We start from the raw sequence: 24,735 nt of genomic DNA, 5'->3' as shown, positions 1-24,735 counted from the left end.
GGGGTCACCCAGATGGGCATCGTCGGGCAGGAACAGTTCGTCGATCAGTAAGGGAGCATAAAACTCCAGATAAAAACGGGCGTGCCATAAGGCAGGCCCGTTTTTTTTATGTCTGGTGCAGGCGATCATTCACCAGAAATCATAAAAATAACATCCGGACAAAAATGTTTGTCGCGTATGATGCAGCCAAGGGAACTCAGGCATCTGTTGGGCGTATGGCACGAACAGGGCTGCATTGCGTAACAAGGAGCAAAACATTATGCGCCGGATGGGGGGAGTGCTGGTGGCGGCTACGTTGCTGTTGGGGCATGCAGGGTACGCACAGGCCCACCAGCGCACTGTTCATTTTCGCACACAGGGGGAAGAGGCCACTGTTGCTGGCACGGTCGAGGGGGAAGAGGTCGTGCAGTACAAGGTGCCTGCAAAAGTCGGGCAGTTCCTGCTGGTTGGGGGGCATGCGAAAAGCGCGCGTGTCAGCTTTTGGGTGCGCGACCCCGGTGGGGCGGAGGTTTATAACAGCAAGGTCCAGAATGCCGCGTATATTGGCAGGCCCGAGCAGGATGGAACGTATGTTGTAGGAGTGTTCCTGCGCAAGGCCGATGCTGCGCGCGGGCAGGCTGCGTTTTTTCGGCTGCGGTTTTCACGCAGGCTTCTGCCAGAAGGGTAAGAGCCGGGCGGGGTGATGTGCGCGGGGGCGCAGGCACATACCTGTCTGGTGCAGGGCAACCGTGCTGCCCGTTGTGATATGGCGGACAAGGTGGTTGGAGTATGTTACAGCGCACGCGGCAATGCCCGCTGCTTATGCGCGCGGCGTAACTGAAGAAGAGACTCCATGAGAAAGCCCGAAACAATAGCCAAGTCCCTTATCACGCGGTTTAATGTGGCCGTGGCCGTTAAAATGACCATGCTGTTTGGCAGTATCTGGTGCGTTTATGCCTTTTTTGTCTTTTCTCTGGTTCCGGTTATTGTGCCGCAATGGCAGAACACGCTGCTTTACATAAGCAACTGCATTCAGCTGGTGGCATTGCCCGCGCTTATGGTGGGGAGTGCGGTACTCAGCCAGGGGGCGGACCAGCGTGCATCGGAAGATCATGCGGCCTTGCTGGAAATCCTGTCCGATGTGCGTGAAGAACTAGCAGACCTGAAGGATAAGACCGCCGGGATCGCGCGGGATACAACCGAAGCCCTGCAACGCCCTGCGGTTACCGATGTCTCCATTTCCGACCAGACCATTGTGCTGGGGGATAAATCGGACGGGGATGAAAACTAAAACCATTTCGTGCGCTATACACCTGCATGCGTGGCTATGAGCATGATGGGGAGGTGTGCGCTGGATAAAGGTTACAAAGGGGGCCAGACCTTGCGGGTGGTATGGGCCTGCTATGGGGTATCTGCCGTGTTTGTGGGGGCTGCGGGGTCTTCTGCCATGGCGGCGGAAACCGTGCAGACTGAAGCAGTGCAGGCAGGCAAGACGCAGGTTGTTACGGTGCATGCCAGTCTTGCGCACCTGCCCGCGGGCGGTGGGCTGATCCGCCCCCAGTCCGAGCCTCAGGCCCAGAGTGTGGTGAATGCCGAATATATTGCCCGTCAGGCTCCCTCTGCTACAGCGTTTGACCTTGTGGCCCAGTTGCCGGGGGCTACGGTAAGTGGGTCAGACCCGTTCGGTTTTTCCCCCCAGAGCAATATTTCTGTCAGGGGGATGAACGGGGATGCCATAGGCTATGTGCTTGAAGGCATGCCCCTGAATGACATTGCCTATTACACAGGCTACCCGAGCCAGTTTGCCGATAACGAGAATTACGAAACCATAAGCCTGCAACAAGGTGCGCCAGACCTGACCAGCCCGGTGCTGAATGCGGCTGGCGGCTTGATGACGCTGCGGTTTAAAACCCCGGCGGACAAAGCCGGAGGGGTGTTTGATACGTCTTATGGTTCGTACAATACCAACCGCCAGTTCCTGCGCCTTGAAAGTGGTGAAATAGGCCATACCGGCCTGCGGGGGTTTGTCTCCTACTCCCACGGGGCAACAGATAACTGGCGTGGCCCGGGGCGGGATGAGCGCCAGCATGTGGACTTCAAGCTGCTTAAAACATGGGGGCGGCAGAGTAGTGTTGCCCTGCTTGGGTCCTGGAATCAGGCGATAGACAGCTATTACCCACAGGTTACAAAAGACGCTTGGCTGACCGATGGCATACATGGGGGCAATAATCTTGCCGCCCATTATAATGCGGACAATGCAGTAGGGGGGACGGATTACTGGCGTCTGGCCCGCCAGCCCGAGCGTACACTTTACATGGCCGCCCCCGTTAGCCTTGGTCTGGGCAATGGGCTGGAACTAAAGGTAACACCCTATGCGCAGGGGGCCTACGGTAATGCGCCGGGGGGCATGCAACTGCCGAGCACAGGCCTGTTTAATGGCACGGACGCCGTGCAGCTTGCCCCTGCTCTGGCAAACAGCCTCGATGGGGCCATACCCGTGCGGGCGGATTATACGCAGCGGAGTTACCGCTCAGGCTTTACCACAACACTGGACTGGAAACGTGGCCCCAATGACCTGACCATAGGCTACTGGTACGATTACGGGGACGATGCGCAAAAGCAGACCTTTGCCATACTGGATGCCTCGGGGGCAGCCGGGTCCATATGGGGGGGCAATCCCTTGCGCACGGCCGGGGGGCAGGCGTTGTGGGGGGCTAACAACCATACCATTGCCCAGACCAACGCCCTTTTTATAGGTGACCGGCTAAGCCTGCTCCATGACCGGCTGTTGCTGAGTGCGGGTTTTAAGGAAGTCATGTTCTCCCGCACCGGCACAAATGCCATGCCGGGTAGCCGCTATAATATTGGCACAAACACGGCCGTACCCTTGCCCCGCCTTGGTGCCAGATTCCAGATAACGCCGCATCATCAGGTCTTATTTAACGCCACCACCAACTTTCGTACCCCGGCGGAAACAGCGCTGTATGATGTCTATGACCCCACAAGTGGTGCGCTGGAGCAAAAAGGCACGGGCAATCTGAAGAATGAATACTCCATTGCAGAGGAACTGGGTTACCGTTACGCGGATGATCTGCTTGTGGGGAGCTTGACCCTGTTCAATTACAACTTCACCAACAGGCAGGTTTCCACTCTTGTCATGCTCAATGGTGCGCCAGTGCAATCCACCATTAATGCGGGCGGCCAAACTACACGGGGCGTGGATGTGGAGGTGGGGCTAAGGCCGTGGCATCATATAAGCCCTTATTTTTCAGGTGAGTATCTGCACTCCACAATTGATAATGACCTGTCTTCGGGCTCGGAAGTTCTGCCAACACGGGGCAAACGTTCGGTGCGTTCCCCCACCTTGCAGGCCGCAGCCGGGCTGACATACGACGACGGGCATTTTTTTGGAGTGATGACGGTCAAATATACCGGGCACCAGTATGCAACCTTTATGAATGACGAGCGCATGCCCTCCCACGTTACGGGCAATCTGGCGCTTGGTTACCGTATGAAGGATGTATCCGTGCTGCATGCGCCGCAGCTGCGCATGAACTTCATCAACATCACCAACCAGCATTATCTGTCTGGTATTGCCGACCCAACCCTTGCTGCGCACGATACGGTGGGGCGGCGGGGGAGTGTGGTTTCTGGCCAGTCGCCTGACTATTACATTGGGGGAGGTTTTGCCGCCCTTTTTACCGCATCCACCGGTTTTTAAGGCATGAGTGCGGGGGAGCAGGCCCAGTTTGGGGTAAACGGCGTGCAGCAGCGGCGCGACTGGCCCTGCCTGACACTGGATGAAAGCCGGTCAGTCCTGCGTTTTTTCCACAATATGCCGCCTGCCCAGAGTGTGGCGTGGCATAGCATGCGCCCTTTTTCCGCTCTGGGGCGTGTGCGGCTGGAGGGGCAGGGGGAATGCCTGCTTAAACGCCACCACGTAACCCTGCGCTCTGTAACGTGGCTGGAGGAAGAACACGCTTTTATAAACCATCTGGCAGGGCAGGGGGCTGCTGTCTGCCCGCCGCTGGTTCTGCCCGATGGCCATACGGCCCTAACGGTTGGGGACTGGACATACGAGGCTTTTTTGCCCGCCCGTGGGGTGGATGTTTATCAGAGTGTCATGTCCTGGCAGCCGTATTTTTCGGTCAGGCAGGCTTATGGTGCTGGTGTTGCGCTGGGCAGGCTGCATCTGGCGGCAGCCGGGTTCAAAACCCCTGCGCGTGGAGGGGCAGAGGTGGTGCCTCTGCTCTCGGGGTTGCGGGTTGTTGGCCAGCCAGAGCTGGTGCCTGCCTTGCAGCATTGGGTGGCCCGGCAGCCCCGGTTGCGATCCGCTCTGGCACACCGCAACTGGGTAGGGGACGTGGAGGCCATGCTGCGGCCTTTCCACCAGCGTTTGCAGCCCTTGTTGCCCCATATTGTTCCCGCATGGGGGCATGGGGACTGGCACGGCTCCAACCTGTTCTGGAATGGGGATGATGTGAGCTGTGTGCTCGACTTCGGCATGGCGGACCGGACCTGCGCATCGTTCGACCTGGCCGTGGCGCTGGAGCGGGCTGTGGTGGACTGGCTGGCCTTACCTGCCGCCGGTGTTGTTGCATGGGAGCAGGTGGCAGCTCTGCTGGAAGGGTACCAGTCCGTTCGTCCGCTGAGTGCTGGGGAATGTGCACAGGTTGTGGCGTTTCTGCCCCTTGTGCATGTGGAGTTTGCCTTGTCCGAAGTCGGCTATTTTGCCGGGCTGGTGCATGATCAGGCTTCGGCCGAGGTCGCCTATACGGATTATCTGCTCGGGCATGGGCGCTGGTTTGCCTGTGGGGAAGGCAAGGAGCTTCTGGCTAGCCTGCCTGCCCTGCTGCGCCAGACCGCAAGCCAGCAGGGGGCGGAATGACCACGCTGGAATGGGCCGCTGCCTTGGCCAGTGCCCTTGGGGTCTGGCTAACAGGGCAGCGTATGGTGGTGTGCTGGCCTGTGCTGGTGGTGGCATCGGCCCTGTATGGCGTGGTGTTTGTGCGTGCCGCTTTGTACGCGGATGCCGCCTTGCAGGGCGTGTTTGTTGGGTTGTCCCTTTACGGCTGGGCGCAATGGTTGCGCGGTGCCCGTGCGGAAGGGCAGGTGCGTGTGCTCCGCTCCCCCACAGCCCGGCGTTTATGGGGGCATGTGGGGGGCACGGGCCTTGCCGGTCTGGGCCTTGCACTGGTTTTGCGGCACTGGACGGATGACCCAACCCCCATGGGGGATGCCCTGCTGAGTGCTTACAGTATTCTGGCGCAGTTCTGGGGTGCGCGTCGTTACAGGTTAAGCTGGGTGATATGGATAGTGGTGGATGTCTTCTACACCGTGCTGTTTGTAGAGCGCGGCCTGTGGGTTACGGCAGCCCTGTACGCAGGGTTTGTGGTGCTGGCGTTGCGGGGCTGGCAAAAATGGGGGCAGGTCCAATAAGGCATGCCTTCCCATACTGGCCCGCCTGACCCGCGGGTGTATGGGAAGGGCCAGCCAAACCGCGGGTCAGGAAAAAATAATGGTGCGATGCCCGTTGAGCATCACCCTGTGTTCCGTATGCAGTTTGACTGCGCGCGCAAGCACCTGCGATTCCACTCCTCGGCCTGTGGCAATATAATCGTTGGGGGAGAGGTTATGGCTCACCCGTGCGGTTTCCTGCTCAATAATCGGGCCTTCATCCAGATCAGCGGTCACATAATGCGCGGTCGCGCCGATCAGTTTGACGCCGCGTGCATAAGCCTGATGGTACGGGCGTGCCCCTTTGAAGGAGGGCAGGAAAGAATGGTGGATGTTGATGATCCGCCCGCTTAACTGCGCGCTCAGAGTGTCCGAGAGCACCTGCATATAACGGGCAAGAACAATCAGGTCCGCCTGTGTGGTGTGTACAAGCTCCAGCAGTCTGGCTTCCTGCTCCGCCTTGTTCTGCGGGGTTACCGGCCAGTAGTAATAGGGAATACCCGCCTGTTGGGCCGTGGCCTCACTGTCCGGGTGGTTGGAGACAATGGCGACAATCCGGGCCTGCAACCACCCGACACGGACCTGATACAGCAGGTTGAGCAAAGCGTGGTCAAAGCGGGAGACCATAATAATCATGCGTGGCAGCACGGCTGCATCATGCAGGCGCATGTTCATGCCGAACTGCTCTGCCACAGGGGCCAGACAGGTTTTTATGTCCGCCATGTCATTGGGGGCGGGGGTGGAAAAAGCCAGCCGCATGAACAACTGGCCCGTACTGCGGTCACTGAACTGGTGGGTCTCGGTAATGTCTGCCCCCTGGCGTGCCAGCGCCGAGGTTACGCCTGCAACAATGCCAGCCTTGTCCGGGCAGGAAAAAGTAAGAATGAACTGCATAAGGCTCTGTCTGCTCCTCGGGCCTGAAAGGAATCGCGCCGTAGTGTGCCAGCCGTTCCCGTATCTGTGCAATCGGGGGTGTGGGGGCGGGAGCATGGTTTGGGCGTGTGGAGGTGGGCAAGTCAGGCTGTGGATGAATTGCAACACTCCGACTCGTTGTTGGAGTAAGAGGTCAAGAGGGTTTGGTGTCATAAAAGCTTAAAAAAGCTACAAACCGCAGTAAACAGACATTTTTTATACTATTCAGGTCCAGAGGCGGGTAAGTTTATCCACAAAGCAGGGGGACGGATTGCGGGAAAACCCTGTGGATAGTTTTGTGGAAGGCAGGAGCGTGCATATGTTTCATCGTCTTTCTGCATTTGTTCCTTATTTTGCCAGTTTGTGGGCTGTCTGGTGGGGCATGGGTTCGCATTTTATAAAAACCATGCCAGTTAGGCGGCGTTCAGGGTTAGTCCTGCCTGCCTTGGTGTGGGGTGTTCCCCGTCCTGCCCGTAACCCGCTGGAGCAGATTTTTTTGTTATGCGTCTGACTTTGTACACCGACTATGCACTACGCACCTTGCTTTACTTGGCCGTACACACGGACAGGCGTGTTTCCATACGCGAGGTGGCCCAGACTTATGGCATTTCTGAAAATCATCTGGTCAAGATTATTCACCATCTGGGGCGTGGCGGGTTTGTGCACACACAAAGAGGGCGCGGCGGAGGGTTAACGCTGGGTCGTCCTGCCGAGGAAATCTGTGTGGGGGACGTGGTGCGCCATACGGAAGAGGATATGGCACTGGTCGGCTGCATGGCCCGTAATGGGGAGGACGGCGCTCCCTGCCTGCTTGCCGGGGGGTGCAGCCTGCGCGGGGTTCTGGGGCAGGCGCTGGGTGCGTTTATGGGGGTTCTGGACAAGGCCACACTGGCGGACCTGCTCCACCCGTATGAGCGGCGCACACTGCTGCAGGCGGCAAGCCCTCCGCCACAGCCCTGACCCTGCCACCGGGCAAAGCGGGCTGCACCTTGCAGGCGTCATGCATTTGTGTGTGTGCCAGAGCGGGTTACGGTGTTGGTTCTACCAGCATGCTGGCATAGGCTGCTGGCGGTGTTCTGGCAGGAATGGAAACAGATCAATGTCGCAGAAATTCAAGATTGCACTGGTAACCGGGGCAACCGCCGGGTTTGGGCATGCCATAGCCTTGCGCCTTGTGCATGAAGGATACCGGGTTATTGCCACCGGCCGCAGGCAGGAACGGCTGGAGGCTCTTGCGGGGCAGGTGGAGGCCGGCCGTATTCTGCCGCTACGGCTGGATATGACCGACCTTTCCGCCATACGCGCCCTGCCACAGAGCCTGCCGCAGGAGTGGCAGGCGGTTGATGTGCTGGTGAATAATGCAGGGCTGGCGCTCGGGCTGGAAAAAGCATGGCAGACCAATCCGCAGGATTGGGAGACAATGATAGCAACCAACGTAACCGGGCTTGTGGAAATCACCCGCGCCCTGCTGCCCGGCATGGTTGCGCGCAATAGTGGGCATGTTGTGTCTTTGGGGAGCACGGCTGGCACTTACCCTTACCCCGGTGCCAATGTGTATGGGGCGACCAAGGCTTTTGTGGACCAGTTCATGCGGAACCTGCGTAGCGACCTGCTGGGCAGGCAGGTGCGGGCAACCACCATTGCGCCGGGCCTGTGCGGGGGGAGTGAGTTCAGTCAGGTCCGGCTGGGGGATCAGGGCAAGGCCGATGCCGTGTATGCGGGCACTGCCCCGCTGCTACCGCAGGATATAGCCGAGACCGTGGCCTGGGTGCTTGGCCTGCCCGCCCATGTGAACATCAACCATGTGGAAATGATGCCAACCTGCCAGGCCTCTGCCGGTCTGGCAGTGGACCGCAGCATGCTGGGTTCATAGAGCGCTGGCTGGGTGCCGGGTTGCCGCACCAGACAGGGAGTTCAGGCCCGTGTTGTGGCCCTGCACCTGTCTGGCGCGGCAGGAGTAAGCTCCCCCCGGCATAACGGATCAGTGTGTTCCGTATAGTAGGGGGAGGCGCAGTAAAGCCGCGTTATGCGGGCACTTTACAGGCGATACACAGCTTGTTGCCATCCGGGTCGCGCAGGTAGGCAAGGTAGAGCGGGCCAACCGGGGTCTGGCGCACGCCGGGTGGGTTTTCAATGGTTTTGCCACCGTTTTCCACGCCTGCCTTGTGCCATGCGTCTGCCATGGCCGGAGTATCCGCCTGAAAGCTGATGGTGCCGCCATTAGCCGCTGTGGCGGCTTTGCCATCCAGCGGCGGGGTGACAATAAACCGGGCACCATGCTTGCCATAGGTAATACGGCCCGTGGCGCTGATTTCTGACGGAGGAATGTTCAGGGCAGCAAAAACGGCATCGTAGAATTTTTTTGAGCGGGCAATATCGTTAGTGCCCACCATGATGTGCGTGAACATGGTCTGTCTGTTCTCCAGCGGTTGGAACGCAGGGAGGATGACCTGCCACGCCACGCACGGCAAGCCCTGTTCAGCTTATGTCGGCAATGCGTGCAAACCGTTGCTGCCGCCGGATGAACAGTTTTTCCGAAATGCGGAACGCCACGGTCTGCAACCAGCTATGGGGGGGCAGACCAATAATCTTGAACACCATGGTGGTAACGCGGCGCAGGTGCTGGGGGCGGTAGTTGCGCATGGCACGCACCATATAGGCCGCAATGCAGCGTGTATGGTCGTAAGGTTGGTCTGCTGGCACATTGGTTGTGTAGTAGGCGGAGGCCAGTTCGTCGTCCTCGGTTTCCGTCACGCGGCCCAGCGCGATGCGGATACGCTGCCAAAGACCAATATTTTCGCGCTGCAGGTAGCGGTGCATGTGGTCATAAAACAGTTTGAAATGCCGGAACTCATCAGCAGCAATCTGCTTGCACAGGGCCTTAAGCACGGGTTCTTCCGTGGTGTCGGCCAGCGCGGAATAAAAAGAGGATGTGCCGGTTTCCACCATACACCGTGCGATTAGCTCCCCTGTGCGGGAGCCGCGTACCGAGTGGTCCACATCCAGTGGAATCTTGTAAAAATCGCGGTAACGCTGGAATGCCGCCTGATAGTCCCACTCCGGGTCGGCCAGCATGGCCCAGCGGCCCAGCGCATCCCCATGCTGGATTTCTTCTTCCGCCCAGTGGTCGGCCGCCGTGCAGAAATCCGGGTCATTGTGGAAGACGTTGTTGAGGTACTGCGCGTAGTCCACGCTGTTGCGCTCCACAACAGCGGCCGCCTTAATGGCGGGGATCAGCTCCGGGTCAACCTTGGAGGGATCAAACCGATCCCATGGCAGTTGATCAATCTGCCAGTGCTTCATGTACCGGACCTCCTGTTACGCCAAATCCACCGCCACGCCTGCATGGTCCGCCCTGTTGGAACAGGGGGGTAGCAGAAGAGGCTGGCGGGTTTTTTAAACCATATGGCGCGTTGGCAAAGTAGTGCGCGACAAAAAAGTACATCTGTACCCAAAGTGCCGCATATCTTGCCCGGGTCTGGCCCTGGCGCAAGGTCGGCGGCGCAAGGGTCTATCTATGGCACGGGGAGCCCGTGTACTGGAACAGGGAAAAACACGCCATGGCAGATACGGCCAGCTGCGCACCCTTACACCCAAGGGTAACGGTGCTGCCCGACTGGCCATAGCCCCCTCCCGGCATTGGGGTGGCGCTGGGGGGTGTTCAGGCGTTTTCGTGGCTGGTTGCGGGGAGTGTGTCCTCAAACGGGGGTAAGGCGCGTGGGCGGCGTTTGTCGTCCAGTGCGACAAAAATAAACTCCCCTTCCGTCACCTTGGACGTAATATGGGTGTGGCGCGCCCTGCGCCATGTTTCCACATGAATGGTCAGGGACGTGCGACCCGCGCGGATGATTTTGGTGTAGATGCTCACCTCATCCCCCACCACAACGGGTTCAAGAAACACAAGGCTGTTGATCGCAACGGTCACGCACCGCCCATTGGCCCGGAAGGCAGCGGTTGTGCCAGCGGCAAGATCCATCTGCGAGACAATCCACCCGCCAAACACGTCCCCTGCAGGGTTGGTGTCTGTTGGCATGGCCACAACGCGGATTGTGGGCACACCTGGCGGCAGATCGGAGCTGGATGAACGTGGCATCGCAAGTATGTCCTTAACTCTTTGGGTCGTCTGGAGTGGCAGAGGCCAGTTTGTAAGATAAGCAGAATTGCACCAAGGATGCCTCCTCAGTTTTGTGTGATCTGCATGTCATGCCCACGCATCAGCCGCGAATAATTCGGGGGGTGCAGGCAGCATGCCTAGTTGCGGATGAGGACATAATGCACCGTGACATCGAAGTTGATATACTGATCTTTCATGTCCGGTGGTACCGGAGGGAGTTGCGCGCCTTGGAACATGCCAACGGTGGAGGCATCCAGTGCCGGGGTTGAAGACCCGCTCATAAAGACTTTGAACACATGGCCCGACCGGTCGAGAATAACATGGACAGACGTGCTGCCCTCTTCCCCCCGTTCAGCGGCTTCGGGTGGGTAAAACAGATGGCGCTGGATCCATGCGTCAATTTCCTGACCGTAGTCGCTGCTTACGCCATGCACGCTTGTGCGCGAGGCGTAATGGGCATTCAGCTGCCCATTTTCCACCATTGGCCCAATGGACATGTCCAGCGGGGCGTTTGACCCGCCAGGGCGGCCCCGGCGGTTGGGCCGGCGCGGGGCTGGTGCCTCGTTAAACGAATAATCCATCGGGTGCTGGAGCAGGGATTTCAGGTTTTGGGGGAGCTGCTGGGGCTGGGGGCGCGGTACAGCGCGGCTGCTCGGCTTTGATGTGGATTTGTGCGGGGTTGGCCGCGCTTTCTGGGGGGTAGGCTGGGGTTTGGGGAAACCATCATCCGACTGTGCAAGGGGGGGCACGTCTGGTGCTGCCTCACTGGCTTCGGGGGGGGATTTCTGGGTATCGGGCTGCTGCTCGGCCGGAGGGGGCGGGGCCGCCTGCGGGGCCGCATTGCCGCCACCAGCTTCGGGCGAATGGGGGCCAACCATGCCGCTGGAGGTTGTGGGCTGGGAAAAAACCATTTCCACCGGGGAAGCCTGATTGGACTGGGGGGAGCCAGTCTTGCCGTGGTGTGTTGCCTGATAAAGGAGTGCGGCCAGTAACAGAAAATGCGCAAGGGCAGAGGCCGTAAACACCGGCCCCAATGTGGGGTCGGCGTATATATCCTTACGGATCAGGGGGGTGGAGGAGCCGCGCACCGGGCTGCCCGGTGGTTTGGGCACGGGCATGAACGGGAACAGCCGCGGCCGTTGCCCTGCACCACCTTCCACTTCGGCCGGAGGGGGGGCAGAAAGGGGGCGTGCAGGTTGCAGGCGGGGTTCCTGCCTGTTGGGCAGGGCGGTATCCGGGCGTGTGGAAGAGCGACGCGTATCGACCATGGACTGCCCGAGTTCTCCCTTGCCCCGCATGAGTATGGTGTGCGTGGGTATAGCCCACTTGCCTGCTATTTTGCCATTGCTCAAGCCCCGGTGCTACAGAGAACTTTGGTCCGGGGCTTGGGCAGGTAACGGGCAGGGTAGAGGACCACTACAGGAATGGTCCGGTGTTGCAAGGCAGCCTGCACTGCCACCACAGGTGAGTTTACCAGATTTTAACGCGCTGCTGCACTGGCAGGTATAGCTTGTCGCCGGGCTGTACGTTCCAGGCATCGTACCATGCGTCAATATTGTGCATGGGCAGGTTTACGCGCGCTTCGGGTGGGGAGTGCGGGTCCGTGACAACAAGCCTGCGGATGGTTTCCTCCCGCAGTTTTTCGCGCCAGACCTGCGCCCAGCCCAGAAATACGCGCTGTTCACCGCTCAGCCCGTCCACTACCGGGGCGGGTTTGCCATTGAGCGATGCGTGGTAGGCATCCAGTGCCAGGGTCAGCCCGCCCAGATCGGCAATGTTTTCGCCCATGGTCAGTTTGCCGTTTACATGCACACCCGGCAGCACCTCAAATGCGTCATATTGCGCACCCAGACGGTCAGCCAGTTTCTGGAAGCGTTCGGCATCGTCTTTTGTCCACCAGTCGCGCAGGCGGCCGTGTTCATCAAACTGACGGCCCTCATCATCGAATGAGTGGGTCATTTCATGGCCGATCACGCCGCCAATGGCGCCGTAGTTTACGGCCGGGTCCGCCTTGATATTGAAGAACGGCGGCTGAAGAATGGCGGCGGGGAAAACCACCTGATCAAACAGCGGGTTGTTGTAGGCGTTAACCGTTTGTGGGGTCATGTCCCATTCGTTGCGGTCCACCGGCTTGTCCAGACGGTCCAGCCAGTAGCGCCATTCAAAGGCCACACCGTTGCGCGCATTGCCGTACACATCGCCTTTTTTAACGGCAAGGCCCGTGTAGTCGCGCCAGCGGTTGGGGTAGCCGACCTGAATTTCAAAGTTTTCCAGCTTGCGGAGTGCGGCCTCCTTGGTGGCTGGACTCATCCAGCTATTGTTCTGCAACCGGACCCTGAAGGCGTTTTTCAGGTCGGTGGTCAGTTTTTGCATGGCCACGCGGTTTTCGGGGGGGAAGTAGCGCTGCACGTAAACCTTGCCCAGCGCCATGCCCATGGCGGCGCTGGTGGCCTGTACGCCCCGCTTCCACCGGGCGGTCAGGGTTGGCTGGCCGGTCAGGGCTTTGGTAAAGACAAACCGGGCCTGCTCAAAGCTGTCTGGCAGGTAGGCTGTGGCGTTTTCTACCAGATGGAAGGCAAGCCACGCCCGCAGGGTGTCCATGTCCGTTGCGGCCAGCACACGGGCCTCGCCTGTAATGGCGGAAGGTTCTCCAACAATCAGGTTCCGCTTGTCCATGTCCTGTGCGGGCAGGCCGGAGGCGCTGAGCCATGCGGCCCAGTCAAACCCCGGTGCCTTGGTCCCCAGTTCGGCTAGGGTCATGGGGTTGTAGGTTTTCTGTGGGTCACGCAGGTCCGCGCGGGGCCAGTGTGCTTCGGCCAGCTTGCTCTCAAAAATCACAATGGCGGCTGCGGCCTTGCCGGGTTCAGGCCAGCCTGCAAGCGTGAGCGCTTTTTCGATATAGCTCTGGTAAGCGGCTTTTTTGGCAGCAAATACGGGCTTGAGGTAATAGTCCCTGTCCGGCAGGCCCAGCCCGGCCTGGTCAAGGGTGAGCGCGTAGCGCGTGGGGTCCTTGGCGTCAGGGTTGATCCCCAGCGAGAAGGGACCAAACTGGAACGACCCCACAGCCGTACCACTCAGGGCCGCAAACCCCGCCATGTCCTTTATGGCGCGGATGGCATCCATATCCTGTGCCAGTGGCTGCGTGCCCAGACGTTCCACTTCCGCTACATCCATGTAGGAGGCGTAGAAAGTGCCCAGTTTTTCTTCCGTGCTGCGGGGGGCGGCCTGCGGGTGGGCGGACAGATCATCCAGAATGCTCTGGACCCGTGTGCGGGAGAGTTCGGCCAGCGCATTGAACGGGCCGTAGCTGGTCATGTCCGCAGGGATTTTAAGGTGGTCCAGATACGTGCCGTTAGCGTAGCGGAAAAAGTTGTTCCCCGGAACAATCGCCAGATCCCGCCCGGCAAGATCCACCCCCCAGGCCCCAAAACTGGCCTGTGTGCTCTGTGGTGTGTCCTGTGGCGCAGCATGGGCCTGCCCGGCCAGACTGCCTGCCCCCATAATGGCGGAAAGCATAAGGGTATGGCGAAAAATGGCACGCAAGGACAGGTCTGGCACAGGGGAACTCCGGTTCTTTATTATAGTTGCTGACACTACGGATTGCTGGCCGTGTTTTTTATGCAAAACACAAGATGAACACCTACCTTAGCCAGCTTGTTCCAGCCTGCCTACCCTCTTGCATGCGGAGGTTTTCTTAAAAAAAACCTTACACACCGGCGCAGGTCTTTTTGATCGGGATTTGCATGAATGTGCAGTCGAACGGTTAAAAATAAGATGGATTTGGGCCAACAGCCTTGCACAGGGGGGGCTGTTTCCGTCATGAGAGAGGCCAGCTTTGCCGGGGGAGCATGGCTTGCGCGGCAACGTGGCAGCGCATGGGTGGGGAAGGAGCGGGTTATTTTCGGGCAGCAAGCATATGGCCTTCCTCTGGCCATACACACCAGCAGGCACAGCCGCGCGTATTGGCAGCGTATGCTGTGCTGTGTCAGCCTGATCCCGCTCGGCCTGTTTGCAGCCCCTTTGGCACAGGCGCAGAATACTCCCGGCCCAGTGGGTGAACCGGCTGCATTGCCTGCCACCCCCGCTGTGCCCGGTAAGGCAGGGCAGGCAAAACCCGCCCATGTGGCCGCCCGTGGCGTAACCCATGTGGATGTGGGGGCGCACCGGTCCGATTTTGCTTTTCCCGCAGCCCAGCATGAGCCGGATGCCACAACGCATCTGAGCGCGGAAATGCTGCGTAACAGGGATGTTACCACCCTGCGTGGGCTGGAGCGTGTGGCCCCGAACCTGACCATGCAGAGCATCAACGGCACGGCCTCGACCAATTTTTACCTGCGCGGTGCCGGGTTTAATGATTTTACGCAGAACAACATGCCCCCCGTTCTGACGTATATGGATGATGTGGCCTACGCGTACCCCGCCATGAGCAACGGGTTGCTGTTTGATATGGCCGATGCAGCCGTGGACCCGGGGCCGGTGGGTACAAAACATGGCCAGTCCACCACAGGGGGGGAGGTGCGCCTGCGCACCAACGACCCCACCACCACATGGCATTATGGCGGGATGGAGGACATAGCCTCCTACGCTCGGAGCCGGAGCGAGGCTTATGTGTCCGGCCCGCTGGCCAAGGGCTGGAGTTTTCGGCTGGCCGGGCAGACGCGCCAAGGTGGGGGGTGGCAGTACAACCCGACCAACGGTGCACATCTGGGGGATGCGGACCTGTGGGCCTTGCGTGGCAAACTGCGCTGGCAGCCCAATGAGCGCACGACCATCCAGCTCGGGGGCCACTTTGTGCAGGATAACAGCCAGGTGGTTACGGCGGTTCCCGTGCACAGGCTTATCGGGTCACAGCCTTTGCCGGGTTTTGGGCTGGGGCGGCGGGCGGAGTGGTCCATGCGGCCAGAGTTTGCAAGCCTTGTTGGGCGCGGTGCGGGGCTTAAACCCAGCGAGCATAACCAGTACTGGGGGGCAGACCTGCGGCTGATCCATGATTTTGGTCCCGCTACCTTTACGGCCATCAGCGCGTTTGAAACCGAGCGACAGGGCGAATACACGGATCAGGATGGCACGGCGCTTTCTCAGGCAGATACGTACCGCACCATAGATGCCAACGTGTTCACGCAGGAAGCCCGGCTGAACGGGGTTGCCCTGCATGGCCGCCTGAGCTGGGTTGTGGGGGCATATTACCAGCGTAGCCGCATGAACCAGCGGTTTTTCTTTGACTATACGGATTACTCTGCCCGCAAATACATGATGGCCACAACCTTTGGCATGAATCAGGAGAGCGTTTCCGAGTTCGGGAATGTCAGTTACCGCCTGCCGCATAATGTGACCATCTGGGCCGGGCTTTTGCATGAGCTGGATGACCGGGGCATTACCAGCCTGAAGTCCCAGATATTCGGCGGGGCAACCCGGAGTTTTGACCCCGAGAACACCGCCGCCAACCAGTTTGCCGGGCAGGTTGGGGTTTCGTGGCAGTTTGTACCGCAGGCTTTGCTGTATTACAAAATGAGCAAGGGCTTTAAACCCGGTGGGTTTAGCGCCAACAATACGCAGGTGCAGGCCCAGTTGGACCCGTTTAAGCCGGAAACGGTTCTCACCTACGAACTCGGCCTTAAATCGGACCCCATACCGGGGCGTCTGCGCCTGAATGGTGCTGCGTTTTACAACGACTTTCATAACCAGCAGGTCATAGGCACTGTGCTGATCCCCAATTTTGGCCCGTTGAGTGAAATTACCAACGCCCCCAAATCCGAAAGCTGGGGGTTTGAGGCAACGCTGGAAGCCCACCCGTTTGGCCATCTGTTTTTAATGCAGAACCTTGGCTGGCAGCGCGGGGATTTTCAGGATTTTCCAAATGTGGACCGGGCCGCTACCAATGCGTACCACGCAAGCCACCCGCAGCAGTGGAAGGCCATTGAACGTAATTTTAGCGGCGTGGATAACGGCTCCCCAAAACTGACCCTGAACGGGGATGCCACATGGCGGCAGCCCCTGCCCCGGAACTACAGGCTGGATTTTGGGCCAGACTGGCAATACAGGGGCAGCCAGGCCATTACGGTGGGGGGAACCGGCTTTTACCGCCTGCCTCCGTATTTTTTGCTGGGAGCCCATGCAACCCTGCATTCTCCCTCCCAGTTGTGGGACATAACGGTTTATGCCCGCAATATTCTGGACCGCCGCTATGCGGAGAGCGGGGGCATGGCCACCACAACCTATTTTTATATTCCCGGTGAGCCGCGTTTTATTGGTGGCCGCATTGCCTGCCATTTTTAACGGCTGAAAAAAGCCATGGCCTGCAATCTGGCCCCCTAGGGGCAAACAGGGCATGATGGCGGCATGACAAAACAGGCTGTTCAGACACAATCCTTCCTGCTCCGGCTGGGCGAGCAGACCGTGCATGTCCGCCAGATGGGGGAGGGGCCGGGTCTGCCGCTGCTGCTGGTGCATGGCTTTGGTGGCAGTGCAACCAACTGGCAGCTCACCCAGCAGGTACAGGCGGCCCACCGGCGGGTTATTGCGTTTGACCTGCCCGGGCATGGCCAGTCCAGTGCTCTGGTTCAAGCCCCCACACTGGCGCGTCTGGCGCAGGTTACAGCCCTGACGCTGGACGGGTTGGGGGTGAGCAAAGCCCATGTTCTGGGGCATTCGCTGGGTGGTGGTATTGCCCTGTCCTTGCTGGAGAGTGTTCCCGCACGGGTTGCCAGCCTGTCCTTGCTGGCCCCGGCAGGGTTGGGGCGCACGGTCAACATGGCGTTCATGACCCGCTTTGTGGAGGCCAGCACTGCGGCGGATATGGCGCAGGCCATGGCCATGGCTGTGTATGATCCCAAACTGATCGGGCGCAAGGTCGCGGAGTTTTTGGTGGAAGCCCGCGCCGTGCCGGGGGCACGGGCTGCGCTGCGCACCATTGCGCAAACCTGCTTCCCCCATGGTGAGCAGGCCAATAACCTGCGCCCGTTGCTCAATAATCCGCCATGCCCCGTGCAGATTATCTGGGGGGAGGCAGATCAGGTATTGCCTGCCACACAGGCACAGGGGATTCCTGCGCAGGATAACTGCCATTTTCTGGCCCGCACCGGCCACCTGCCCCATATAGAGCAGGCGGCTACGGTTAATGCGCTGGCAAGGGATTTTTTACATGCATGTGAAAACCCCTGATCGTATTAGGGGTTTTGTAATCATAAAGTGTAACCCTTCCCCGTTAAAAAATGGGGGAAGGGGGTGTGTTTAGTCCATGCGTACGGAGGGGCGCACAAAACCGTCCAGCCAGTCCGTAAAGCAGGCAATGGCACCACGGAAGGGGCCATACAGTTCAAACTGATGCTGCCGGTAAAGGGCCATATGCCCAAGGCGTGCGCTCAGACCGTTTAAAAAACCGCCGCCAAAGGTTTTGCCATCGGCAAAGGCGCCCCAGCCATTATAATCCCCAAGGGCAACAATGGCCCCCCGGTTACGGAAGTGGAAGTCCGGCACAGGCTTTTTGTTAAAGATGTAGCCCGGTAGGTGGCGGGCCAGATGGTGGGCCTGCTGGCGGGCTACCTGTGCGGTGGGGGCCACAGGCGCATCCTTGATAAAGGAGCAGTCACCCAGGGCAAACACATGCTCGTCCACCGTGCTTTGCAGGTTGGCCTGCACGGTAAGCTGCCCGCCACGCTGGTAATCCAGCCCGTCCATATCCCGCGTGACATCCGGCGCTTTAACGCCTGCGGCCCAGACGCGGAACTGCGCGTTAACGCGGCTGCCGTCCTTAAGAATAAACCCGCTTTCGTCTGCACCGCTGACCATGGTGTTGGTGCGCACGGTAATATTCAAAGCCTCAAGCTGCTTCTGGGCTGCGTCCGAGACATTCTGCGGGAAGGCGGGCAGAATGCGCGGCCCGGCTTCCAGCAAGGTTACGCGCATTTCCGGCGTGACCGGGGTAAAGTTGTACAATGCGCCAATGTCGAGCGCCTTGTGCAGCTCCGCCGCCAGCTGCACCCCAGTTGCCCCACCGCCAACAATGGCAATATCGACCGGTGTGCCACGGCCATAGGCCTGAATAATGGCATGGCGGAAGCGTTCGTTAAAATTATTGGCCTCAACCACGTTGTCGAGGAACATGCAGTGTTCCACCACACCGGGGGTGCCAAAATCATTGGCCCGGCTGCCAATGGCAAACACCACGGCGTCGTAATCCAGATGCCGTTCTTCAAGCAGCAACTGGTTGTTTTCTTCCATCAGCGGGGCAAGGGTAATGCGCCTGTTGGCCCGGTCCAGATGCGCGATTTCGCCATAACAGAAGCGGAAGCCGTGGGCTGCGGCGTGGGAGACAAACGTAATCCGGTCGTTTTCGTTCCGGGCGGTTCCAGCGGCAAAGCAGTGGAGCATGGGTTTCCACACATGGCTGAAGCCTTTGTCCACCAGCGTGATTTCCAGCCTGCCGGAGCGGCCGAGCGTGTTGCCCAGGCGGGTTGCCAGGGCCAGACCGGCAACGCCTCCACCAATAATCACGAGCCGGAACCTGTTCGTCATATCATTCCTGTCCTTTGTCTCCCCCTTTTGGCCTGAGGGGGAGGCTGTTTTGCGGTATGTCGTTTTTTGTGCCACGGCGCGGCGGGCCGGCAGTGGCTGGGGTGGGCGCAGTTTTGCGCGGTTCAGGCTGCGCTGGACAGGTCCAGCAGCCCGATCACCCCATCTTCTGTGCCAAAGCCCAGTGTGCAGCCATCCGGGCTATAAGCCAGTGCGGTAACCGCGCCAGCCTGCCCCAATGATACAGGAAGTACGCGCTGGGTCGTGGGCTCCATCATCACAACCGTGCCATTGGCAAAGCCGGCAGCCACAACTTCCTGCGAGGGATGGAAGGCAACGCGGGTGCACAAAGCGCCCCCTGCGCCGGGGAGTTCTGCCGGGGGCTTGCCCATGGGGCCGCCACCAAAGAACGGCCACATCACCACAATGTCCGCACCACTGGTGGCCAGCCATTTGCCATTGCTGGAAAAAGACATGGAGCGCACCTTGGTCGGGTAGCCACTCATGCGGATGTTATGCCCATCTGCCAGCCGCCAGCCGTGCAGGTCGTTTTCCTGCATGGCGGTTACAACCGCATCCCCATTCGGGTGCATGGCAATACCCAGATGGCTGCCTTTCCATTCCAGCAGCCGGGCACTGCCATCCTTGGACTGGGTGAACCACAGCGACACACCATTATAGTGCGATGCAGCAAGGCGCTTGCCCTTGGGGTCAAACGCAATGCCGCCAACGGTGGTGGGGTGTTCAAACGTGCGGATAATTGTGCGGCCCGTGGCATCGCGCAGTTCCACATTCTTGCCCGATGCCGCAGCGATCAGGGCGGTCTTGTCGCTGACAAATGTGGTAATGTGCTCCACCCAGCGGCGGGTTTTGGCCAGCTCTTCAATTTCGCCCGCAGGGTCAAGGCGGCACAGGCGGCCATCATCCCCGCCGGTTAAAAAACTGTCTGCCAGCGTATCGGGGGAGAGGGCCAGTACTGGCCCGTCATGCACCGCGTAGGTTGCCCACGCATTGGGGGCGGTCAGGTCATGCCGGTGGGCGACCACCACATCCCCTTCACCCGTGGTAAAGGCGAACCGGCTGGAATCGCGCGAGGCAACGCAGCCCGTAATTTCTCCCTCAACCTGTTTGAAGGCACCGCGCTTTTCAATCAGCCCGCGCAGAAGGGTTTCCTGGGTCGCGCTCATGCTGCAATGCAGCTTTCAAGCCCACGGCGGAGCTGTGGCCTGTTCAGGTTGCGGCCAATAAAGACCAGACGGCTCTCCCGGGTTTCGCCATCTTTCCATGGGCCAATGGCGTTGCCATCGGCCATCATGTGCACGGCCTGAAATGCAAAGCGCTCGGGCTGGCCTGCAAAGTCCAGAATCCCCTTGGTGCGCAGCATGTCTGCCCCTTTTTCTTGCAACAGGGCGCTGATCCATGCCTGAAAACGCCCCGCATCCAGCGGCTGCTTGACCTGAAGGGAGACGCTGGAAATGTCTTCCTCATGGTGGTGTTCGGGATGTTCAAGAAAATCAGGGGTGTTTTCCAGCACACGGGCCAGATCAAACCCGCCACGGTCCAGCACATCGGTCAGGCGCACATTGCCTTTTTTGGCGTGGTGGATGGGGGCCGAGGCATTAATCTTGCGAATGGCGGCCTCAATCTGGGCAATCTGGCCTGCATCCACCAGATCGGTCTTGTTGAGGATAATCACATCGGCAAAAGCCACCTGTTCGCGCGCTTCGGGGCTTTCGGCCAGTGTGCTCAGGAAGTTAAAAGCATCCACAACTGTTACCACGGCGTCCAGTTTTGCTTTTTCGCGCACGTCTTCATCGGCAAAAAAGGTCTGGGCCACGGGGGCGGGGGCGGCAAGGCCGGTGGTTTCCACAATAATGCCGTCAAACTTGCCGCGGCGCTTCATCAACCCGTTCAGAATACGGATCAGATCGCCCCGTACGGTGCAGCAGATGCAGCCGTTGTTCATTTCGAACACTTCTTCATCCGCATCCACAACCAGATCGTTGTCCACGCCCAGTTCGCCAAATTCGTTAATGACCACGGCATATTTGCGCCCGTGTTCGGCGGTCAGGATATGGTTGAGCAAGGTGGTTTTGCCCGCGCCCAGAAAGCCGGTCAGCACCGTAACGGGCACACGGGTATCGGGCGTGCTTGTGGCAGCATTTTCCGGCGCGAGGGATGCGTCAGACATAGGGTAAGCCTCCAATTCAACAATCGTGCTTTTCATATAGGACGCCAGATTATGAGAAACCAGAGAGGCACGGCCCCGCCGCGCCATAACCGGAACTTCCGTGGCGTGTAAAAAGCCTAGTTTCTGTGTGTGTCCGTGGCGGTAACAAGGGGCTGGGGTTTTTGTTTGGGAGCGGCAGAACGCAGGAACCGTACGGCCAGCGCGCCATAAAGGGCATGGCTGCACAATGCGCGTGAAACCCCGAAGGCCAAAAAGGCACTGGCCATAAGCGCTAGCGTGATCTGCTGGTTATCGCACATTTCCATCACAATAACGGTTGCGGTCAGGGGGGACTGGGTGACCGCAGCAAAATAGGCCACCGTGCCCAGCAGCACCACGGCACCGGGTGTGGTATGCGGCAGAAAATGCGCGATCCACCCCCCCATGCCTGCCCCGACAGAGAGCGAAGGCGCGAACAGTCCACCGGGAATACCCGAACAGTAGGAAATAAGAGTGGCCAGCAGCTTGAACAAAAAGAACGAGGCCGGGTACTGGTCGGAGCCCATAATAATGTCACGCGCCTGCATGTAGCCCGTGCCATAGGTCATGCCGCCGCAAAGCAGGCCGATTATGGCCAGCGCCAGCCCGCACAACGCGGCGAACAGAACGGGACGCAGGCTGATAAACCGCCCGAATGCGCCCGGAATCCCGCGGGAAATGCGGACCAGAAGCGCCGAGAACATGCCCCCGCACAGCCCCCCCACAACCCCGCAGACCACCACAGCCAGCCAGCTCGCCCCAACCGGCACGGCGGAATAGGTGTGGCCGAAATAGGTGTAGTTCCCCACAAGGGCTATGGCGGTCACGCCAGAAATAACCACGCAGGTCAGCATGGTGCCGCTGGTGCGCTGCTCAAAGGAGTGGGCCAGTTCTTCTATGCCAAACACAATGCCAGCAAGTGGGGTGTTAAAGGCCGCCGCGACCCCGGCAGCCCCGCCAGCCTTGATCAGGGCGCGCTGCTTGGTCACGTCGGTCAGCCCCGCAAGGCGGCCCACCGTATGCATGATGGAGGCCCCTACCTGCACGGTTGGCCCTTCGCGCCCGATGGAAGCACCACTGAGCAGGCCAAGGCAGGTCAGGCAGATTTTGGCCAGTGCAATCCGCAGGGCCAGAACCTTGTCCACAATGGTCATGTCATGCAGGTGCATGCAGGCAATGGCCTGCGGAATGCCGCTACCCTGCGCACCGCGGAACCATGTGCGGGTCAGCCAGGTGGAAAGTGCCAGCCCCAGCGGGGTCACCAGCAACATCAGCCATGGGTTGATGTGCATAAGGGTCGTGCGCACATGGGCAGCCTTGTCTGCCAGCCCGGCAAAGGCCACGGCTACCAGACCAACCAGAACCGCCCCCGACCAGTACATAAGCTTGCGGCGCCAGCTTACCGTGCCAGCCTTGGCGTGTTCACGCAGATGGCGCAGGGACTCTGCGGTGGGTATCACGCTCGCGGGGGGCATGAGGCATCTCTTGCATAAAAGAAAAAGGATGCGGGACAGTCTAACATTTCATGCGCCAGAAGAAAGACATTCCCGCCTTTTATTACGGTTTTCTGTTTATTTTTCTGCTGAAGAACCCGAATTGGCGGGGGATACCCCTGCGGGCGGTATGCTCAGGACCGTATTATCATGCTTGGCGCAGGTTTCGGGCTCTATGTGAATATGGACCAGCGTGCTGCCCATATGCGCGCGCAGGGCGTGCTCAATACGGTCACATATGTCATGCGCGGCCTTTACGCTCATGGTGCCTGGCACAACCAGATGGAACTCAAGGAACGTCATGGCCCCCACAATGCGGGTGCGGATATCATGCGCCTGAATGGCCCCATGCCCGTTGGAGGTAATAATCGAGCCGATCTCGCCCAGTGTCTGGGCATCCGGGGCTTCGTCCATCAACCCGGCAATGGAGTCCCGCATGACCTCCCAGCCTACCCGCAGCACGTTCAGGGCCACAAGCCCGGCCAGAACCGCATCCAGCTGTGGCCAGCCGAGCAGGGGGATCAGCGCAACACCGGCCACAAGGGCCACACCTGTCCATACATCGGACAGCACATGCTGCCCCCCGGCAATAAGGGCGGGGGAGTGGCGGGCCTGCCCGGCGCGGAGCATGATCAGCCCCCAGCCCAGATTAACGCAGGTTGCCGCCGCGTTCAGCAGCAGGCCGTTCCATGGCGCCAGTGCGGGGTGGGGGTGCAGCCAGCCTTCCACGGCCTCGCGGCCAATAATAAAGGCGGTAATGACCACCAGTGTTCCCTCGGCCACGGCAGACAGATACTCCGCCTTGTAGTGGCCATAGGTGTGGTTGTGGTCTGCCGGGCGCTCTGCAACGCTTAATGCCCACAGCCCCCCAGCGGCGGCGACCACGTTAATAATGGTTTCTATGGCATCTGCATGCAGGGCAACGCTGCCGCTTACGGCAAAGGCAGCGTATTTGAGCCCCAGCGCCACAAGGCTGACAAACAGGCTGACAACGGCAAGGCCCCGGTTACTTTGGGGGAGCGGAAGTTCGGGCATAGGCTCTTGTTATGCTGGTGTTAGACGGTGTGCGGGTCAGACAGGTGGCACGTGGGGCTGTAATCCTGTGTTTCCATCTGCACGGTGGGGTGGGCAATGCCAAAGCGCTTGCGCAAGGTGGTGACAAGCGTGTCGAGCAGGTGGCTATCGCTTTGCGCATCAGCCGCGTTTGCGCTGCGGACCAGATGCACGGTCAGGGCGGTTTCGGTCGTGCTGATGGGCCAGATGTGCAGGTCATGCAGGTCGGCAACACCGGGGGTACCGCGCAAAAAACTTTCCACTGCACCGGGGTCCACCTCACGTGGGACAGCATCCAGCGCCATATCCAGCGAATCCCGCAAAAGGGACCATGTGCTCAGGACCACCACAACAGAAATGGCAAGGCTTATGGCGGGGTCTATCCATGCAACATGGGTCAGCAGTACCAACGCCCCGGCAATAACCACGGCAAGGGATGTCAGGGCATCGGCCATGAGGTGCAAAAAGGCCCCACGAATGTTCAGATCCCCTTTCTGCCCGGCGGCAAACAGCATGGCGGATGCCCCGTTTACCACAATGCCAATGCCTGCAACCACCATCATGGTCATGCCCGCAACGGGGGTGGGGTGCATCAGGCGGTGGATGGCCTCCCACGCAACGCCGCCAGTAACCAGCATGAGAATAATGGCATTGGCCAGTGCTGCCAGAATGGAGGAGCGGCGCAACCCATAGGTAAAGCGCACGGTCGGACTTTTGCGTGAGAGGTGCTCGGCCAGCCAGGCAGCAGCCAGTGCGAGCACGTCTGAGAGGTTATGTCCCGCATCGGCTATGAGCGAGAGCGAATGGGCATAAACGCCCCATATGGCCTCGGCCACCAGATAGAGCGAGTTAACGGCAATCCCTATGGCAAAAGCCGTACCAAAGGAGGCCGGCGTGTGCACATGGTGGTGGCCAAATCCGTGCTTGTGCGTGCAGGCCGCCCCGTTACCTTCATGCTCATGCTCATGCTCATGCTCATGCTCATGCTCATGCTCATGCTCATGCTC

Annotated in this window: 21 protein-coding genes; 9 read left to right on the top strand and 12 right to left on the bottom strand. The window is 59.6% G+C overall.

Translation table 11 applies throughout. The features are described from left to right. Window positions 1–259 precede the first annotated feature (259 nt). The 5 genes from HK20_RS12130 (at window position 260) to pnuC (ending at window position 5,418) form a co-directional block, all read left to right on the top strand. Window positions 260–667, top strand: a complete 408-nt coding sequence (locus HK20_RS12130; RefSeq protein ID WP_095349137.1) for a hypothetical protein — start codon at window positions 260–262, stop codon at window positions 665–667. 165 nt (window positions 668–832) lie between these two features. Further along, a complete protein-coding gene (locus HK20_RS12125; RefSeq protein ID WP_086647300.1) occupies window positions 833–1,270 on the top strand; it encodes a hypothetical protein in 438 nt (145 codons plus the stop codon). 156 nt (window positions 1,271–1,426) lie between these two features. Continuing rightward, the gene (locus tag HK20_RS12120; RefSeq protein WP_233129208.1) at window positions 1,427–3,700 is read left to right on the top strand and encodes a TonB-dependent receptor; all 2,274 of its coding nucleotides are present in this window, start codon (window positions 1,427–1,429) and stop codon (window positions 3,698–3,700) included. 3 nt (window positions 3,701–3,703) lie between these two features. Then, window positions 3,704–4,867 carry a phosphotransferase enzyme family protein gene (locus HK20_RS12115; RefSeq protein WP_086647298.1) on the top strand — a complete coding sequence of 388 codons (1,164 nt, stop codon included), beginning with the start codon at window positions 3,704–3,706 and terminating at the stop codon, window positions 4,865–4,867. Beyond that, on the top strand, window positions 4,864–5,418 hold the full coding sequence (gene pnuC, locus HK20_RS12110; RefSeq protein ID WP_086647297.1) for a nicotinamide riboside transporter PnuC: 555 nt from the start codon (window positions 4,864–4,866) through the stop codon (window positions 5,416–5,418). Before HK20_RS12115 ends, pnuC begins: the two co-directional genes overlap by 4 nt. A gap of 66 nt (window positions 5,419–5,484) precedes the next feature. Here pnuC and purU read toward each other — a convergent pair whose 3' ends face one another. Next, a complete protein-coding gene (gene purU / locus HK20_RS12105) occupies window positions 5,485–6,330 on the bottom strand; it encodes a formyltetrahydrofolate deformylase (protein WP_086647296.1) in 846 nt (281 codons plus the stop codon). Between the two features lie 519 nt (window positions 6,331–6,849). Between purU and HK20_RS12100 the strand changes: the two genes are divergently transcribed. Further along, a complete protein-coding gene (locus tag HK20_RS12100) occupies window positions 6,850–7,308 on the top strand; it encodes an Rrf2 family transcriptional regulator (protein ID WP_086647295.1) in 459 nt (152 codons plus the stop codon). Window positions 7,309–7,447: 139 nt separating this feature from the next. Continuing rightward, the gene (locus HK20_RS12095) at window positions 7,448–8,221 is read left to right on the top strand and encodes an SDR family NAD(P)-dependent oxidoreductase (protein ID WP_086647294.1); all 774 of its coding nucleotides are present in this window, start codon (window positions 7,448–7,450) and stop codon (window positions 8,219–8,221) included. Window positions 8,222–8,372: 151 nt separating this feature from the next. Here the strand turns inward: HK20_RS12095 and HK20_RS12090 are convergent, their stop codons facing one another. The 5 genes from HK20_RS12090 to HK20_RS12070 all read right to left on the bottom strand — a co-directional run bounded on the left by HK20_RS12090 (window position 8,373) and on the right by HK20_RS12070 (window position 13,978). After that, a complete protein-coding gene (locus HK20_RS12090) occupies window positions 8,373–8,756 on the bottom strand; it encodes a VOC family protein (protein WP_086647305.1) in 384 nt (127 codons plus the stop codon). A 70-nt stretch (window positions 8,757–8,826) separates the two neighbouring features. Next, the gene (locus HK20_RS12085; RefSeq protein WP_086647293.1) at window positions 8,827–9,651 is read right to left on the bottom strand and encodes a ferritin-like domain-containing protein; all 825 of its coding nucleotides are present in this window, start codon (window positions 9,649–9,651) and stop codon (window positions 8,827–8,829) included. Between the two features lie 358 nt (window positions 9,652–10,009). Further along, entirely contained in the window at window positions 10,010–10,441 is a 432-nt protein-coding gene (locus HK20_RS12080; protein WP_086647292.1) for an acyl-CoA thioesterase, read from the bottom strand. Between the two features lie 158 nt (window positions 10,442–10,599). Next, a complete protein-coding gene (locus HK20_RS12075; protein WP_233129207.1) occupies window positions 10,600–11,814 on the bottom strand; it encodes an energy transducer TonB in 1,215 nt (404 codons plus the stop codon). Window positions 11,815–11,932: 118 nt separating this feature from the next. Further along, on the bottom strand, window positions 11,933–13,978 hold the full coding sequence (locus tag HK20_RS12070) for a M13 family metallopeptidase (RefSeq protein WP_086647291.1): 2,046 nt from the start codon (window positions 13,976–13,978) through the stop codon (window positions 11,933–11,935). Between the two features lie 303 nt (window positions 13,979–14,281). Here HK20_RS12070 and HK20_RS12065 point away from each other — a divergent pair, with 303 nt between their 5' ends. Beyond that, window positions 14,282–16,738 carry a TonB-dependent receptor gene (locus tag HK20_RS12065; protein ID WP_369823067.1) on the top strand — a complete coding sequence of 819 codons (2,457 nt, stop codon included), beginning with the start codon at window positions 14,282–14,284 and terminating at the stop codon, window positions 16,736–16,738. Window positions 16,739–16,801: 63 nt separating this feature from the next. Beyond that, window positions 16,802–17,623, top strand: a complete 822-nt coding sequence (locus tag HK20_RS12060; RefSeq protein ID WP_086647290.1) for an alpha/beta fold hydrolase — start codon at window positions 16,802–16,804, stop codon at window positions 17,621–17,623. Between the two features lie 69 nt (window positions 17,624–17,692). Here the strand turns inward: HK20_RS12060 and HK20_RS12055 are convergent, their stop codons facing one another. From HK20_RS12055 to HK20_RS12030, 6 genes are all read right to left on the bottom strand, one after another. Then, on the bottom strand, window positions 17,693–18,976 hold the full coding sequence (locus HK20_RS12055) for an NAD(P)/FAD-dependent oxidoreductase (RefSeq protein ID WP_086647289.1): 1,284 nt from the start codon (window positions 18,974–18,976) through the stop codon (window positions 17,693–17,695). 122 nt (window positions 18,977–19,098) lie between these two features. After that, complete coding sequence (locus HK20_RS12050; RefSeq protein WP_086647288.1) at window positions 19,099–20,160, bottom strand: WD40 repeat domain-containing protein; 1,062 nt, start codon at window positions 20,158–20,160, stop codon at window positions 19,099–19,101. Next, complete coding sequence (locus HK20_RS12045; RefSeq protein WP_086647302.1) at window positions 20,157–21,164, bottom strand: GTP-binding protein; 1,008 nt, start codon at window positions 21,162–21,164, stop codon at window positions 20,157–20,159. The genes HK20_RS12050 and HK20_RS12045 overlap by 4 nt, the downstream gene beginning before the upstream one ends. 116 nt (window positions 21,165–21,280) lie before the next feature. Further along, entirely contained in the window at window positions 21,281–22,657 is a 1,377-nt protein-coding gene (locus HK20_RS12040) for a chloride channel protein (protein WP_086647287.1), read from the bottom strand. A 96-nt stretch (window positions 22,658–22,753) separates the two neighbouring features. Beyond that, window positions 22,754–23,710, bottom strand: coding sequence for a cation diffusion facilitator family transporter (locus HK20_RS12035; RefSeq protein WP_086647286.1), 957 nt, complete (start codon window positions 23,708–23,710; stop codon window positions 22,754–22,756). Between the two features lie 20 nt (window positions 23,711–23,730). Next, the coding region (locus tag HK20_RS12030) for a cation diffusion facilitator family transporter (RefSeq protein ID WP_143296509.1) at window positions 23,731–24,735 on the bottom strand (1,005 nt) is incomplete at its 5' end.

The organism is Acetobacter sp. DsW_54 (genome assembly GCF_002153575.1).
GTDB classification, from domain to species: Bacteria; Pseudomonadota; Alphaproteobacteria; order Acetobacterales; family Acetobacteraceae; genus Acetobacter; species Acetobacter fabarum.
The sequence above is the reverse complement of the archived record's forward strand: the minus strand, read 5'-3'. Positions and strand labels throughout refer to the sequence as shown.

Bases quoted from the DNA above. Each gene is read 5' to 3' on its own strand.
- HK20_RS12130 (WP_095349137.1), top strand. From the start codon at position 260: ATGCGCCGGATGGGGGGAGTGCTGGTGGCGGCTACGTTGCTGTTGGGG.
- HK20_RS12125 (WP_086647300.1), top strand. From the start codon at position 833: ATGAGAAAGCCCGAAACAATAGCCAAGTCCCTTATCACGCGGTTTAAT.
- HK20_RS12120 (WP_233129208.1), top strand. From the start codon at position 1,427: ATGGCGGCGGAAACCGTGCAGACTGAAGCAGTGCAGGCAGGCAAGACG.
- HK20_RS12115 (WP_086647298.1), top strand. From the start codon at position 3,704: ATGAGTGCGGGGGAGCAGGCCCAGTTTGGGGTAAACGGCGTGCAGCAG.
- pnuC (WP_086647297.1), top strand. From the start codon at position 4,864: ATGACCACGCTGGAATGGGCCGCTGCCTTGGCCAGTGCCCTTGGGGTC.
- purU (WP_086647296.1), bottom strand. From the start codon at position 6,330: ATGCAGTTCATTCTTACTTTTTCCTGCCCGGACAAGGCTGGCATTGTT.
- HK20_RS12100 (WP_086647295.1), top strand. From the start codon at position 6,850: ATGCGTCTGACTTTGTACACCGACTATGCACTACGCACCTTGCTTTAC.
- HK20_RS12095 (WP_086647294.1), top strand. From the start codon at position 7,448: ATGTCGCAGAAATTCAAGATTGCACTGGTAACCGGGGCAACCGCCGGG.
- HK20_RS12090 (WP_086647305.1), bottom strand. From the start codon at position 8,756: ATGTTCACGCACATCATGGTGGGCACTAACGATATTGCCCGCTCAAAA.
- HK20_RS12085 (WP_086647293.1), bottom strand. From the start codon at position 9,651: ATGAAGCACTGGCAGATTGATCAACTGCCATGGGATCGGTTTGATCCC.
- HK20_RS12080 (WP_086647292.1), bottom strand. From the start codon at position 10,441: ATGCCACGTTCATCCAGCTCCGATCTGCCGCCAGGTGTGCCCACAATC.
- HK20_RS12070 (WP_086647291.1), bottom strand. From the start codon at position 13,978: ATGCTTTCCGCCATTATGGGGGCAGGCAGTCTGGCCGGGCAGGCCCAT.
- HK20_RS12065 (WP_369823067.1), top strand. From the start codon at position 14,282: ATGAGAGAGGCCAGCTTTGCCGGGGGAGCATGGCTTGCGCGGCAACGT.
- HK20_RS12060 (WP_086647290.1), top strand. From the start codon at position 16,802: ATGACAAAACAGGCTGTTCAGACACAATCCTTCCTGCTCCGGCTGGGC.
- HK20_RS12055 (WP_086647289.1), bottom strand. From the start codon at position 18,976: ATGACGAACAGGTTCCGGCTCGTGATTATTGGTGGAGGCGTTGCCGGT.
- HK20_RS12050 (WP_086647288.1), bottom strand. From the start codon at position 20,160: ATGAGCGCGACCCAGGAAACCCTTCTGCGCGGGCTGATTGAAAAGCGC.
- HK20_RS12045 (WP_086647302.1), bottom strand. From the start codon at position 21,164: ATGTCTGACGCATCCCTCGCGCCGGAAAATGCTGCCACAAGCACGCCC.
- HK20_RS12040 (WP_086647287.1), bottom strand. From the start codon at position 22,657: ATGCCCCCCGCGAGCGTGATACCCACCGCAGAGTCCCTGCGCCATCTG.
- HK20_RS12035 (WP_086647286.1), bottom strand. From the start codon at position 23,710: ATGCCCGAACTTCCGCTCCCCCAAAGTAACCGGGGCCTTGCCGTTGTC.